Source organism: Pseudomonas parafulva, assembly GCF_002021815.1.
GTDB lineage: Bacteria > Pseudomonadota > Gammaproteobacteria > Pseudomonadales > Pseudomonadaceae > Aquipseudomonas > Aquipseudomonas parafulva_B.
In genome coordinates this window covers 952,802-965,417 of sequence record NZ_CP019952.1, presented here as the reverse complement: position 1 = coordinate 965,417, position 12,616 = coordinate 952,802, and the positions used below count along the sequence as shown (strand labels likewise).

The window sequence follows — 12,616 nt, the reverse complement described above, 5'->3', positions numbered from 1 at the left end:
TCAGCCTTCAACAACGGCCAGGATTTCGTTTTCGGCCATGACCAGCAGGTCTTCGCCGTCGACTTTCACGGTGTTGCTACCCGAGTACGGGCCGAAAACCACTTTGTCACCCACTTTCACGGCCAGCGCACGTACTTCGCCGTTGTCCAGGACGCGGCCGGTGCCGACGGCGACGACTTCGCCGCGGTTTGGTTTTTCAGCGGCCGAACCTGGCAGGACGATACCGCCAGCGGTTTTCGATTCTTCTTCGCTGCGACGGATGACGACGCGGTCATGCAGAGGACGAAGCTTCATTGTCGATCTCTCCCAAATTGTGGTTTTCATCGGCCGGTGTCGACACCGGCGGTTTGATGCTGTCCGGCGTTGCCGGAAGGCCGCTCGCCACGAGCAAACGGCCTGAGTCATGTCTGGTGTCGCCACCAGAAACCTTGCGGTGACCACTACATGAGGCCGACCGAATCGATTACAAGGCTTGGTAGGGAAATTTTTTTGCACAGGCATGAAAAAGGGCCGCTTGGCGGCCCTGTTCTCACTGATCGCGGCGTTCGTACTCGCCTTCGATCACATTGGGTCGATGGCCCCCGCCATGCGGGGGCTGGCCCTGCAACGGGTCATCCTGGAACGCGCGCTGGCGGGTCGCTTGGGCCTGGGCGCGCTCGCGCATCTTGCGAGCCGCCAACTGGCGGGTAAAGGGCAACAGGCACAGCAGGCCAAGCACGTCGCTGATAAAACCGGGGATCATCAATAGCCCGCCGCCGACCGCCAGCATCATGCCATGGAACATGTCCTCGGCAGGCAGCTCACCGCGCTGCAGGCTTTCACGTGCACGCAGGGCCGTGGCCAACCCGGCCACTCGCATGACCAGGACCCCGAGGGCGGAGCCGGCGATGATGAGCAGCAACGCGGGGAAAAAACCGATGGCGGCGCTGACTTTCACGAAGACGAACAGCTCCAGCACGGGAAACAGCAGAAGCAGCAGTAGAAAAACACGCATCAAAGCATTCCTCGTCGCAAGACACCCTTGCAGTAAGACCTACAAATGGATGCGTGTGCTCCGCTTTTCAAGCAGGTATTTCGCTCAAGACCGGCCAGTGATCGGCGCGGGCCAGCAAAACCAAGGCTTCGCGCACTTGTGTCGGCGTATTGCAACGGCTCGGGAATGCCAACCAGTGGATCGCCTGGCCGATGCGCAGGTGCATCCCCTCGCTGTCGATACCGACCAACTGCGCAGGGATGTGGCTGGGAAGCTCGGCAAGCTGCACATAGTGCGCGATGGCGGCGGCGTGGTCGCTGTTCATGTGCTCGATCATGCCGCTCTCGACCTTGCCGGCGAAGGGATTGGCCAAGGTCACCTGATCGAGCCAGTGGATAGCACCGAAGCCACCAATGTACCGGTGGCGCACCGGCTCAAGCACCCAGAAATCGAAGTCGTGAGCCTGGTGGTAGTCGGCCGCGTCCGGAAAGTAGCGGTAATAGCGCAGGGCCGCTGCCTCGATGTTGGCCGGGTCCTGCAGCTTGCGCGCCTCGGCCATTACGGTCAGCCGCCCGACCGCCTGCACGTCCTGCGCCTCGCGTTCGCCCACCAGCAACGAACACTTGGCGTCTTTACTCAGGTTATGCGTGTGCTGGGCGATACGGCTGATCAGGATGAGGGGCCTGCCCTCTGCATCGAGGCAATAGGGCACGACCGAACCGAACGGGAAACCCGGCATGGACTTGGAATGGGTCGACAAGACTCCCCGGTATTCCTTGAGCAGCAATTCCCGTGCAGGACGGACGGCGTTCTCACTCACTTCAAAACCCCTCGCTGAAACCCTGTAGGCAGCAGGCAGTGATGGCTGGCACAAGCGCGACCAAGGCAGGCCTGGCGCCAATCGCCCGGCTTGACCTCGACGGCTTACCAGGTAACGCCAAAGCCTGCAGTGTAGCGGGTCTTGTCCAGGTCGCTTTCGCGGGTGCCACTGATGATGTCCTTCTCGGCCTTGAGGTTCAGCGACGCCCAGTCGGTGACCTTGTAGCGCAAGCCGACTTCGGCGTCCAGGGAATAGTCGGCAACATTACCCAGGGGCTTTGCCAGCTCGCCGTTGGTGAACAGCTGCACCTTCTTGCCGATCAGGTACCGGGTGTAGTCCCACTTCACAGCGGCGGAATAGAAGTTGTCCTTCTCACCGTCTTGGTACTCGAAGTCGGTGCGGTTGATCAACGAGCCCAGCGAGAAGGCACCCAGCTCATCGTCCCAGAACTGGTAGCCAGGGCCGGTACCCACCGTGCGCTGGCGGGCGAGGTCTTCGATACGGTCACGCTTGTACTCGGCGCGCCCCTGCCAGAACCATTTCTCTGTCAGGAAGCGGTCCAGCGCGTACTCGGCGCTCCAGTTGTCGGTGGTGGTGACATCGTCCTTGGTCTCGCGGTTGTATTCGCCTTCGGCGTTATGACGCCAGCGCCCATGACGCGCAGTAGTCTTGAAACTGACGTCGTAGTCGTCGGTGTCGTTCTCGGCCCGCTTGTAGTCCAGCGCCACATCGACATTGCCTTTCCAGACCAGGTCCTCGACCACCGGCTTGGGCTTCATTATCTGCTCGATGCTCGCCAGGTCCACCGTCTTGGGTGCCTCGCCGTTGGCCAGGGTCACCTTGCCGGCCTCGGCTGCCTTGAGCGACTTGGCCTTCTCGCCAGAGTAGGCATCCTGCTTGACCAGCAGCTCCTGGTCGCTTTCCAGGGTCTTGACCTGTTTCCAGTCCAAGGCGATCGAACCGCCGTAAGGCGTCTCGAGCAACAGCTTGCCGCCGTCGAACACCTTGATCTTGCCGCTCAGACGGTCGCCGTTCTTCATCCAGACGGTATCGGCAATCGCCGGGGATGCGCAGCAGGACGCGGCAAGCAATGACAGCAGTAATTTGAGGGACATAAGCAGGCTACAGGTTCGATTTGGCGAGAAAACCGGGCATTATCCAGATGCAACCGGCAAGAGCAAGCAAAGACCTGCAATGTGCCGATGAGTTCCACTCTCATTTACTGGCCGCTGGTCAGGTTTCATCTACACCCCAGGGAGGGTCTGGTGTCCGACGCGATGGGTCATACCTTGGAAACTGCAGAGGGCCGACGGATGGCACTTTATTCAGTGCTCGGCCAGGTGCCTGCCGGGCAGGTGGTGAGCTATGGCCAATTGGCCGAGCTTGCCGGGCTTGGCAAAGCCGCACGGTGGGTGGGACGCACACTGTCGCAACTGCCCCAGGGCACGCGCTTGCCCTGGCATCGGGTGCTGGGCGCAGGTGGTCGCCTGAGCCTGCCTTCGGGTACGCCATCGGGCGATGAGCAACGGGCCCGTTTGCGTGCCGAAGGTGTGCAGGTGGCCAACAATCGCGTGGATATGACGCGCCATGGCTGGCGCCCGATGGAGCACAGCGGTTAGAGTGCGCGCTTTGTCCTGGAAACTTGAGGCAGATGTTGGTCCATGCCCCGTAAAACCTGGCGCGCTGCGCTTGCTGCTTATGCCAGCCCGTCAACCCTGGTGCTTTTGCTGCTCGGCTTCGCGGCCGGCCTGCCTTACATGCTGGTGTTCTCGACCCTCTCCGTATGGTTGCGCGAAGCCGGCGTAGCCAGGGAAACCATCGGCTATGCCAGCCTTATCGGCCTGGCCTATGCCTTCAAATGGGTGTGGTCGCCGCTGCTGGACCAATGGCGTTTACCGCTTCTGGGCGGGATGGGGCGTCGCCGTTCCTGGCTGCTGCTGTCCCAGGCACTGGTCGTGGTGGGCCTGGTCGGGATGAGCCTGTGCGACCCGCAACAGCACCTCTCCTGGCTGATCGCCCTGGCCGTCCTGGTGGCCTTTGCCTCGGCTACCCAGGATATCGCCGTGGATGCCTACCGCCTGGAAATCGCCGATGACCAACGCCAGGCGGCCCTGGCCGCCAGCTACATGGCCGGTTATCGCGTCGCCGCCCTGCTCGCCACGGCCGGCGCACTGTTCTTTGCAGAATGGTTTGGCTCCACCGGGTTCAGCTACCTGCACAAGGCGTGGGCCGGCACCTATGTCATGTTCGCAGTCATGATGCTCCCAGCCCTGTTCACGACCCTGGTCATGCGTGAACCGCCCGTGCCCCTGCGCACTCAACTGTCGGCAGCCCGCTACGGGTTGGCCCACCAGTTGGCCTCGGTGTTCGTGCTCATCATCCTGCTGGTGTCGGTGCCGGCCAGCTTCACGCAGATGTTCAATACGGGCTGGTCGAGCGTGATCTCGGGCGACGCCACGCCCCTGGACCTGCTGCTCGAAGACCGCGCCTTCCTGCGCTTGATCCTGTACGTGCTGCTGTCCTGGGCTTGCCTGTCGAGCCTTGGCCGCCGCGGCCTCGCGCCGGTGCTCACGCCCATCAATGACTTCATCGTGCGCTACCGCTGGCAAGCCCTGCTGCTGCTCGGCCTGATCGCCACCTACCGCATGTCTGACACGGTGATGGGCGTCATGGCCAACGTGTTCTACATCGACATGGGCTTTACCAAGGACCAGATCGCCAGTGTCAGCAAGATTTTCGGCCTGATCATGACCTTGGTGGGCGCCGGTGTGGGTGGCTTGCTCATCGTGCGCTTCGGCATCATGCCCATCCTGTTCATCGGTGGCGTAGCATCTGCCGGCACCAACATTCTGTTCCTGATGCTGGCGGACATGGGCCCGAACCTGGAAATGCTGGTGGTGACCATTTCCCTGGACAACTTCAGCTCAGGCATGGCGACTTCAGCCTTTGTCGCCTACCTGTCGAGCCTGACCAACCTCAAGTTCTCGGCCACCCAGTATGCGCTGCTGAGCTCGATCATGTTGCTGCTGCCACGCCTGATCGGCGGCTATTCCGGTGTCATGGTGGAGAAGTTCGGGTACCACGATTTCTTCCTGATCACCGCGCTGCTTGGGGTGCCGACCTTGATCCTGATCGCCTTGCAGTGGCGCCAGGACGGCACGCCCGGCCAGCCGGCAAGCCAGCCTGCCCCGGCCCGCGAGCAGCCCTGAACAGCATGCCTTGCAAGGGCAAGGCCTGTGTATCGACCTAAGGCATCATAGTCGCTTGGGCACTGCGCCCCCTCAACAGCGACCACAGCGGGCAAAGGGCCACCCCCCCTGCCACACCGGCCGCCACGGCAAAGTGCAAAAGGCTGGCACCGGCACCAATCATGGCCAGCAGAGCCCCGCCCAATCCCAGCAGCGCAATGGTGATCATGCCGAGCATGGCCGAGACCAGGCCTTTGCTTTGCGTGCTGGCGAACAATGTCATGCGATAGAGCACGGCATTGGCGACACCCAGGCCCAGTGCGTAGAGCGACAGGCCCGCCACCAGGCTGATGACGCTCGGCCATACCCAGGTTGCCACCACCATCAGGCAAAGCCCGGCCACATACGGCCACAGCGCACCGCGCACCAATGTCGGCAGCGGATAACGGTCGGCAATGTGGTTGATGATCAGGTTGCCCAGAATCAGCCCGCCGAACACCGGCAACTGCCACAGGGCATAGGCGAGCGTGCTTAGCCCCTCATCGTGGATGAGCAGCACCGGGGACAGGCCAATCCAGCCGATCAATGGCAGGCCAACCAGGCCCAGGGCGGCGCTCCCGGCGACGAAGCGTCGGTTCGACAGCAGCTGCCCGTATCCGGCCAGCAAGGGCAGCAGGTGGATCGGGGTAAAGGCCAGGCGCGAGCCGTCGCGCCGCTCCACCCCCAGGGTTTCGGGCATCAACCGATACAGAAGCAACCAGGCGACCACGGCGCCAATGGCGAACGCCACGAACAACCAGCGCCAGTCCAGCCATTGCAGCAATAACGTCCCCACCAAAGGCCCCAGCAGTGGCGAAAGCAAGGCGATATTGGCTAGCAGGGCCATCATGCGCACGGCATCCGCCTCGCTGAATGCCTCGTTGAGTGCGGGGTAACTGACCGTGACCACGAACCCTAGCCCGATGCCTTGCAGCAGACGCAGCAGGTTGAACAGGCCGATGTCATGGACCCAGAAGGTGCCCAGGCACGCCAGGCCGAAGAATGCGCAACCTATGAGCAGCAGCGGTCGGCGGCCATAGCGGTCGGCCAACGGCCCGATCAGCCATTGCAGCAAGACGCCACCGAGCAGATAGAGATTGAGCGCATGTGGAATGTATTCGGGGCCGGCCTTGAGCTCGCCCACCACAACGGGCATCGCCGGCATGACGGCGTCGCTGGCCAGGTAGGTCAGCAGTTCGAACAGTGCGAGAGTCAGGCCGAACAACAAGGCCCGCAACGGGGTGATGTACAGCAGTGGTTTCATGATGGTTTACGAAGATGACGGGGAACGAGGCTATATGCCAGAAATCGCAATGACTGACTGTGAGCAAGTGTAAGCGCGCGTCCATTGAGCGCCTTGAGCAACGAAGCCCGCCCTGCGCGCCCAGCAGGCCCTCTGAAGGACGCTGCTGAACCCGCAGGGCGGGCTCGATCGATGCCAGCCTGCGCTGAGGTCTTACTGCGCGGCCGTTTCCTGCACCACGCGAATGACCCGCTGCGGGAATGGAATGTCGATCCCCTCTGCCTTCAAACGGTCACGCGCCTGCTCGTTGAGCATGAAGATCACGTCCCAGTAGTCCGAGGTCTTTGTCCATAGACGCAGCGAGACGGTGATCGAGCTGTCACCCAGGGTGGACACCACCGCCACAGGGGCGGGGTCGGCCAGCACACGTGGGTCTTGGGCCAGTTCCAGTAGGACGTTGCGCGCCTTCTGCAGGTCAGCCTCGTAGTCCACCCCCACGTCGAACACCACCTTGCGGGTAGGTTGGCGGTTGGTGTTGGTGATGATCCCGTTGGACAGGGAGCCGTTGGGCAGGATCACGGTCTTGTTGTCGCCGGTCCGCAGCACCGTGTGGAAGATCTGGATGCTGTCCACGGTACCACTTACGCCCTGGGCCTCGATCCAGTCACCGAGGCGGAACGGGCGGAACAGCAGGATCAGGACGCCGCCTGCGAAGTTCGCCAGGCTGCCTTGCAGCGCCAGGCCGATGGCCAGGGTGGCACCACCGATGGCCGCCACGAAGGAGGTCGTCTCGATACCGATCATCGAGGCCACGCTGATGGCCAGCAGGATCTTCAGCACGATGTTGGCCAGCGTGCGAATGAAGTTCTGCAGCGCTGGGTCGTGAACTTTAAGGCCCACGAGCCTTGCCAGCCGGTCGCTGACGATGTTGGTCACCCACCAGCCAATGGCAAGGGTCACCAGCGCCAGCAGCAGGCGGCTGCCGTACGCCATGATCATGGGAATCCAGGTTTCGGATTGGCGGACCAGCTGATCGACTTCAGCACTCAAATCCATATTCATCTCCTGATGCCGAGCGGCGATTGCACAATACGTCGGGCCGCCTGCATTTCAGCGGCCAGGCCCCCATGGACAGCCGCAACTGCATGGGGGTTCCGGCGGCCCGGGTCAGTCGCGGAAGTTGTTGAACTGCAGCGGCATGTCGAATTCCTTGGTACGCAGCAAGGCGATGGCTTCCTGCAGATCATCGCGCTTCTTGCCGGTAACCCGTACCTGCTCGCCCTGAATGGCGGCCTGGACCTTGAGCTTGCCATCCTTGATGGTGGCGACGATCTTTTTCGCCAGGTCTTTGTCGATGCCCTCGCGGAACTTGGCCTCCTGCTTTTTCTCCTTGCCGGACGCATAGGGGTCCTTGGTCTCCAGGCACTTGACGTCGATCTTGCGCTTGACCAGGGCCAGGCGCAGGATTTCGAGCATCGCCTCGAGCTGGAACTCTTCCTCGGCGGTGAGCATGACGGTCTGCTCTTTGTCCTTGAACTCGAAGCTGCCCTTGCCCTTGAGGTCGTAGCGGCGGTCGAGCTCCTTGATGGCATTGTCGACCGCGTTCTGCACTTCGTGCTTGTCCAGTTCCGATACCACGTCGAACGAAGGCATGGTTACTCTCCCAAAATAAAAGCGCGCTCGGACTGAAGATGGAGCGCGCTGGGTTTGACGGTTAAAATGCGGGCTCATTATAACGGTTGCGAAACGCATATGAGCAGCACCTGGCACATTCTCGGCGCAGGTAGCCTGGGCAGCCTGTGGGCTTGTCGTCTGGCGCGGGCCAGCAAGGCCGTGCGCCTGATCTTGCGTGACAGCACGCGGTTGCAGGCCTACCAGCAAGTGGGCAGCCTTGGCTTGCTGGAACAAGACCTGACCGCCCACTACGCCATCCCGGCCGAGACCGCCCAGGGTATTGGGCCGATCCACCGTCTGCTGGTGGCCTGCAAGGCCTACGACGCGGCGCCGGCCGTGGCCAGCGTTGCCGGCCGTCTGGTGCCGGGGGCCGAGGTGCTGTTGTTGCAGAACGGCCTGGGTAGCCAGGACGAGGTGGCCAGGCAGGTGCCGCAGGCCCGCTGTATCTTCGTCTCCAGCACCGAAGGCGCCTACCTGGAACATGACTGGCAGGTGCGCTTCGCCGGGCAGGGGTACAACTGGCTGGGGGACCCTGGCAATCCTGCACCACCGCCGTGGCTCGAGGACTTGCAAGCGGCGGGTATCCCTGCCCAATGGACGCCCGACATCCTCACCCGGCTCTGGCGCAAGCTGGCCATCAACTGCGCGATCAACCCGCTAACCGTGCTGCACCAGTGTCGCAACGGGGGCCTGCTCGGCCACCTCGATCAGGTGCAGGCACTGTGCCTTGAACTCGAGAGCCTGTTGCTTCAGTGCGGCCAGCCGCAGGCCGCCCAGAACCTTGAGCAGGACGTACAACGGGTGCTCCTGGCCACCGCCAGCAACTACGCTTCGATGTACCAGGATGTACAGGCTGGGCGGCGCACCGAAGTGCACTACCTGCTGGGGTATGCCTGTCAGGCAGCCCGCCGACATGGGCTGCACCTGCCGTATCTGGAACACCTGCACCAACGCCTGGTCGATAACTTGCGCGCGCGGGGCTTGCCCTGCGACTGACGCGGCCCTTGAACCCACACGGACATCGCCTTGCCCATGACGCTGCGTCAACGCCTGGAGAACCTCCCCGTCGGGCAGAAGCTGCTGGCAGCTTTGCTCGTGTTGCTGGTGACCATTTTGCTGGTGGCGAACCTGACCTTCATCAGCGCCGCCTACTGGATCACCCAGGAAAGCATGGCACCGCAAGCGCTTCAGACCATCGGGCGGCTGGTCTCCAACCCCGAGCTGTCGACCCGCGCGGCAGACGATTCCGCCTCGGCCCAGGCGTTGCTCGATGAACTGGACAGCTATGCGCCGCTGCGCGCCGCCGCCTTGTATGGCAGCGACGGGCGCATGCTCGCCCAGTTGCAGCATGGCGACCCCCTGACACTGCCCAAGCGCTTTCGCAACATAGAAGGCTGGCGATTCATGGAGTTTCGCAGCACGCAGTTGATTCGCCTGCCGCGGGCCGGTAGCCCGCCGGCGCACTTGCTGCTGGTGGCCAGCAGCGAACTGCCCACGGCCTTCTATACCGGGACGCTCAGTGCAAGCCTGGCCATTCTGGTGTTCAGTGTGCTGTTGTGGCTCTTCATTGCCCGGCAGATCAAACGCCTGATCACCCAACCGATCAACCAGCTCGAAGAACTCAGCCGCCAGGTCACCCGTGAGGAGAGCTATGCGCTGCGGGCCCAACGCGGCAACGACGACGAGATCGGTAGCCTGGCCAATGCCTTCAATACCATGCTCTCGCGCATCGAAGCCCGCGAGCACCAGCTCAAGCGTGCCCGGGACGAGTTCCAGAGCGCCTACGACCAGGCCCAGGGGTTGGCCGAGGAAACGCGCCATACCAATCGCAAACTCGAGCTCGAAGTGCAGGTGCGCAGCAAAATCGAGAAGAAGCTCACAGGCTTTCAGAACTACCTGAACAGCATCATCGACTCCATGCCCTCGGCCCTGATCGCCTTGGATGAGCAGCTGTATGTGACCCAGTGGAATCAAGAGGCGACGGCGTTATCCGGCACGACCCTCAACGAGGCGCTCAACCAGCCGGTGTTCATGGCCTTCGCGCCACTCAAACCCTTCTTGCCACAGTTGAAGGACACGGTGGAGCGGCACCGGGTGGCAAAAATCGACCGTGTCACCTGGCACAAGGATGACGAGCCGCGGCATTACGCATTGACCTTCTACCCGCTCACCGGCGGTGGAGGCCGGGGCGTGGTGATCCGGATCGATGACATCACCCAGCGCCTGTCGCTCGAAGAGATGATGGTGCAGTCGGAAAAGATGCTCTCGGTCGGAGGCCTGGCAGCCGGCATGGCCCACGAAATCAACAACCCGCTCGGGGCCATCCTGCACAACGTGCAGAACATCCGCCGCCGCCTGTCACCCGACCTACCGCGCAATCTTGAGCAGGCCCAGGCGCTGGGGATCGACCTGGCCACGGTCAACGGCTACCTGCAAAGCCGCGAAGTGCCGCAGTTGCTCGATGGCATCCAGCAAGCGGGGGCCAGGGCCGCCAAGATCGTCACCCACATGCTCAGTTTCAGCCGCCGCAGCACGCGCGAACTGGCGCCCTGTGACCTGCCTGCCCTGATCGACCAGGCGGTGGACATAGCAGGCAACGACTTCGACCTGGCCATCGGTTTCGACTTCAAGGGCCAGGCTATCGTGCGCCAGTTCGACCCGGCGCTGGGGCCTGTGCCCTGCACCGCCAACGAACTGGAGCAGGTATTGCTCAACCTGCTCAAGAACGCCGCCCAGGCTATTCACCAGCGCCCGGCACCTTGCGAGCCAGGCCGTATCATCCTGCGCACACGGCTTGCGCCACCCTGGGCAGAAATCCAGGTGGAGGACAATGGCGTGGGCATGCCCGAAGCCGTGCGCAAGCGCACCTTCGAGCCTTTCTTCACGACCAAGGAAATCGGCCAGGGCACCGGCCTTGGGCTTTCGGTGTCGTACTTCATCATCACCAATAACCACAAGGGGCAGATGGAGGTGCATTCCACACCTGGGCAGGGAACCTGTTTCACCCTGCGCCTGCCCCTCGGCCAGCCGCATCCGCCGCTGCCGGTCAACACGGAGCAATGACATGGGCTACCGCTTGTCCAAGATCTATACCCGCACTGGCGACACTGGGGAAACCGGCCTGGGCGATGGCCGGCGAGTGCCCAAGGATCATCCACGCATCGAAGCCATCGGTGAGGTGGACAGCCTCAACAGCCAGCTTGGCTTGTTGCTGGCTGGCCTGGATGAACAAGGTCTGGACGAAGTCAGCCGCGTGCTGGCGCCCTGTCAGCACCGCCTGTTCGACCTGGGTGGGGAGCTGGCCATGCCCATTTACCAGGCCCTGACCACCGCTGAGGTGGAGCGGCTGGAGGCGGCCATCGATGTGTGGAACGACGAACTGGGCCCATTGAAGAATTTCATCCTGCCCAGCGGGTCGGCGCTGGTCGCCCAGGCGCACGTGTGCCGCAGCCTGGCACGCAGCGCCGAGCGACGCTGCCAGCACCTCAATACCGTAGAGCCACTGGAAGGTGTCGGCCTGGCGTACATCAACCGCCTATCGGACCTGCTGTTCGTTGCCGCCCGCATCATTGGCAGGCGGCAAGGGATCGCTGAAGTGCTGTGGCAGCCCGCCGAAAAACCTCAGGGCTGACGCCTTGGCGCTTGCCGTACTGGCCCGCCGTCAAAGAGCCGGCCAGAACGCCCTGATACCCGCAACGCCCTGCGCCCCGGCTAGCCAGGCTTGCTCGCGCGCCTCTGGCCCCACGCCACCGAGCAGGTACACCGGCCGGTCGAACCCGGCAATCAGGCGCTGGGCCTGTTCCCAGCCTAGCGGCGCGGCCTGTGGATGGCTTTCGGTAGGCTGGACCGGCGACAGGGTGACGAAGTCCACCCCCATTTGTTTGGCCAGGGCTAGCTCCTCGGCGTTGTGGCAGGAGGCGGCAAGCCAGCGCTGGACCGGGAACGGCCTGCCCTTGTCGGCATACTTGCGCAACTGCGCCGCGGTCAGGTGCCAGCCTGCCGACGGGAAGTCGCCCAGCCATTCCAGTGGCCCCTTGAGCATCAGCTGAGCCTTGCCCGCGCATAACCCCACCGCATCCACCGCCACATCCCGATACTTGGGGTCGTACATGTCCGGTGCACGCAACTGGATCAGCCGGATGCCATTGGCCACGGCCTTCTGGATCCCCTTGAGCATGTCAGGCACGTCCAGGCCGTCCGGTGTGATCAGGTACTGATCCGGCAGCCGGGCAGCGGTGACGATGGGCTTGTTGGCCTCGGGAAACGCATGGTCCGGCAGCTCGCGCGGCGCGACCCAGGCCAGCGGTTGCCCCTCGGCGCCATGGGGCTCACCGGTGAAGGCCTCGACCTCGCGTACCTCAAGCAGTACGTGTTTGTCGGGGTAATCGTGACTGACCTTGATCAAGGGCCGCGAGCGGGTTACCTGGATGCCCAGCTCCTCGTCGAGCTCACGCGCCAGCGCGGCCTCGACGCTTTCCCCTGGCTCCACCTTGCCTCCCGGAAACTCCCAGAGGCCGCCCTGGTGTTGGGTGTCGGCGCGACGGGCGATGAGTATCCGCCCGTCCATACCCCGAATCACGGCTGCAACGACGTGAACCCGTTTCATCGGTCACGCTCCGTCACGCCGACCATGGACGATGGGGTTGGCATAAAGCTCATGGTTCTGCTCCCTTGGCATT

The 12,616-nt window shown here is 63.0% G+C and carries 13 protein-coding genes; 5 read left to right on the top strand and 8 right to left on the bottom strand.

Annotation, left to right across the window (positions count from 1 at the left end; translation table 11 throughout):
* From B2J77_RS04270 to B2J77_RS04255, 4 genes are all read right to left on the bottom strand, one after another.
* A complete protein-coding gene (locus B2J77_RS04270) occupies positions 1-294 on the bottom strand; it encodes a co-chaperone GroES (RefSeq protein WP_003251905.1) in 294 nt (97 codons plus the stop codon).
* Positions 295-529: 235 nt separating this feature from the next.
* Positions 530-994 carry an FxsA family protein gene (locus B2J77_RS04265; RefSeq protein WP_058637147.1) on the bottom strand — a complete coding sequence of 155 codons (465 nt, stop codon included), beginning with the start codon at positions 992-994 and terminating at the stop codon, positions 530-532.
* A gap of 67 nt (positions 995-1,061) precedes the next feature.
* Entirely contained in the window at positions 1,062-1,793 is a 732-nt protein-coding gene (locus B2J77_RS04260; RefSeq protein WP_058637148.1) for a HugZ family protein, read from the bottom strand.
* A 104-nt stretch (positions 1,794-1,897) separates the two neighbouring features.
* A complete protein-coding gene (locus B2J77_RS04255; protein WP_058637149.1) occupies positions 1,898-2,908 on the bottom strand; it encodes a DUF481 domain-containing protein in 1,011 nt (336 codons plus the stop codon).
* Positions 2,909-3,070: 162 nt separating this feature from the next.
* Between B2J77_RS04255 and B2J77_RS04250 the strand changes: the two genes are divergently transcribed.
* Complete coding sequence (locus B2J77_RS04250) at positions 3,071-3,412, top strand: MGMT family protein (protein ID WP_078478040.1); 342 nt, start codon at positions 3,071-3,073, stop codon at positions 3,410-3,412.
* Positions 3,413-3,454: 42 nt separating this feature from the next.
* Positions 3,455-5,002 (top strand): AmpG family muropeptide MFS transporter, encoded by a 1,548-nt coding sequence (locus tag B2J77_RS04245; RefSeq protein ID WP_058637151.1) that lies wholly within the window; start codon positions 3,455-3,457, stop codon positions 5,000-5,002.
* A 37-nt stretch (positions 5,003-5,039) separates the two neighbouring features.
* Here the strand turns inward: B2J77_RS04245 and B2J77_RS04240 are convergent, their stop codons facing one another.
* From B2J77_RS04240 to B2J77_RS04230, 3 genes are all read right to left on the bottom strand, one after another.
* The gene (locus tag B2J77_RS04240; RefSeq protein ID WP_058637152.1) at positions 5,040-6,284 is read right to left on the bottom strand and encodes an MFS transporter; all 1,245 of its coding nucleotides are present in this window, start codon (positions 6,282-6,284) and stop codon (positions 5,040-5,042) included.
* Positions 6,285-6,476: 192 nt separating this feature from the next.
* Positions 6,477-7,319 carry a mechanosensitive ion channel family protein gene (locus B2J77_RS04235; RefSeq protein ID WP_058603287.1) on the bottom strand — a complete coding sequence of 281 codons (843 nt, stop codon included), beginning with the start codon at positions 7,317-7,319 and terminating at the stop codon, positions 6,477-6,479.
* Positions 7,320-7,430: 111 nt separating this feature from the next.
* Positions 7,431-7,916 carry a YajQ family cyclic di-GMP-binding protein gene (locus tag B2J77_RS04230; RefSeq protein WP_058603288.1) on the bottom strand — a complete coding sequence of 162 codons (486 nt, stop codon included), beginning with the start codon at positions 7,914-7,916 and terminating at the stop codon, positions 7,431-7,433.
* A 99-nt stretch (positions 7,917-8,015) separates the two neighbouring features.
* Here B2J77_RS04230 and B2J77_RS04225 point away from each other — a divergent pair, with 99 nt between their 5' ends.
* From B2J77_RS04225 to B2J77_RS04215, 3 genes are read left to right on the top strand one after another with little or no spacing between them, the layout of a single operon-like run.
* Entirely contained in the window at positions 8,016-8,933 is a 918-nt protein-coding gene (locus B2J77_RS04225) for a putative 2-dehydropantoate 2-reductase (RefSeq protein WP_058637153.1), read from the top strand.
* Positions 8,934-8,969: 36 nt separating this feature from the next.
* Complete coding sequence (locus B2J77_RS04220) at positions 8,970-11,000, top strand: ATP-binding protein (protein WP_058637154.1); 2,031 nt, start codon at positions 8,970-8,972, stop codon at positions 10,998-11,000.
* A 1-nt stretch (position 11,001) separates the two neighbouring features.
* Entirely contained in the window at positions 11,002-11,568 is a 567-nt protein-coding gene (locus tag B2J77_RS04215) for a cob(I)yrinic acid a,c-diamide adenosyltransferase (protein WP_058637155.1), read from the top strand.
* A gap of 30 nt (positions 11,569-11,598) precedes the next feature.
* On the opposite strand, the gene B2J77_RS04210 is transcribed toward B2J77_RS04215, so the two are convergent.
* Positions 11,599-12,543: a Nudix family hydrolase gene (locus B2J77_RS04210; RefSeq protein WP_058637156.1), complete on the bottom strand. Its 945-nt coding sequence runs from the start codon at positions 12,541-12,543 to the stop codon at positions 11,599-11,601.
* Between the last annotated feature and the right edge of the window lie 73 nt (positions 12,544-12,616).

Bases quoted from the DNA above. Each gene is read 5' to 3' on its own strand.
- B2J77_RS04270 (WP_003251905.1), bottom strand. From the start codon at position 294: ATGAAGCTTCGTCCTCTGCATGACCGCGTCGTCATCCGTCGCAGCGAA.
- B2J77_RS04265 (WP_058637147.1), bottom strand. From the start codon at position 994: ATGCGTGTTTTTCTACTGCTGCTTCTGCTGTTTCCCGTGCTGGAGCTG.
- B2J77_RS04255 (WP_058637149.1), bottom strand. From the start codon at position 2,908: ATGTCCCTCAAATTACTGCTGTCATTGCTTGCCGCGTCCTGCTGCGCA.
- B2J77_RS04250 (WP_078478040.1), top strand. From the start codon at position 3,071: ATGGGTCATACCTTGGAAACTGCAGAGGGCCGACGGATGGCACTTTAT.
- B2J77_RS04245 (WP_058637151.1), top strand. From the start codon at position 3,455: ATGCCCCGTAAAACCTGGCGCGCTGCGCTTGCTGCTTATGCCAGCCCG.
- B2J77_RS04240 (WP_058637152.1), bottom strand. From the start codon at position 6,284: ATGAAACCACTGCTGTACATCACCCCGTTGCGGGCCTTGTTGTTCGGC.
- B2J77_RS04235 (WP_058603287.1), bottom strand. From the start codon at position 7,319: ATGGATTTGAGTGCTGAAGTCGATCAGCTGGTCCGCCAATCCGAAACC.
- B2J77_RS04230 (WP_058603288.1), bottom strand. From the start codon at position 7,916: ATGCCTTCGTTCGACGTGGTATCGGAACTGGACAAGCACGAAGTGCAG.
- B2J77_RS04225 (WP_058637153.1), top strand. From the start codon at position 8,016: ATGAGCAGCACCTGGCACATTCTCGGCGCAGGTAGCCTGGGCAGCCTG.
- B2J77_RS04220 (WP_058637154.1), top strand. From the start codon at position 8,970: ATGACGCTGCGTCAACGCCTGGAGAACCTCCCCGTCGGGCAGAAGCTG.
- B2J77_RS04215 (WP_058637155.1), top strand. From the start codon at position 11,002: ATGGGCTACCGCTTGTCCAAGATCTATACCCGCACTGGCGACACTGGG.
- B2J77_RS04210 (WP_058637156.1), bottom strand. From the start codon at position 12,543: ATGAAACGGGTTCACGTCGTTGCAGCCGTGATTCGGGGTATGGACGGG.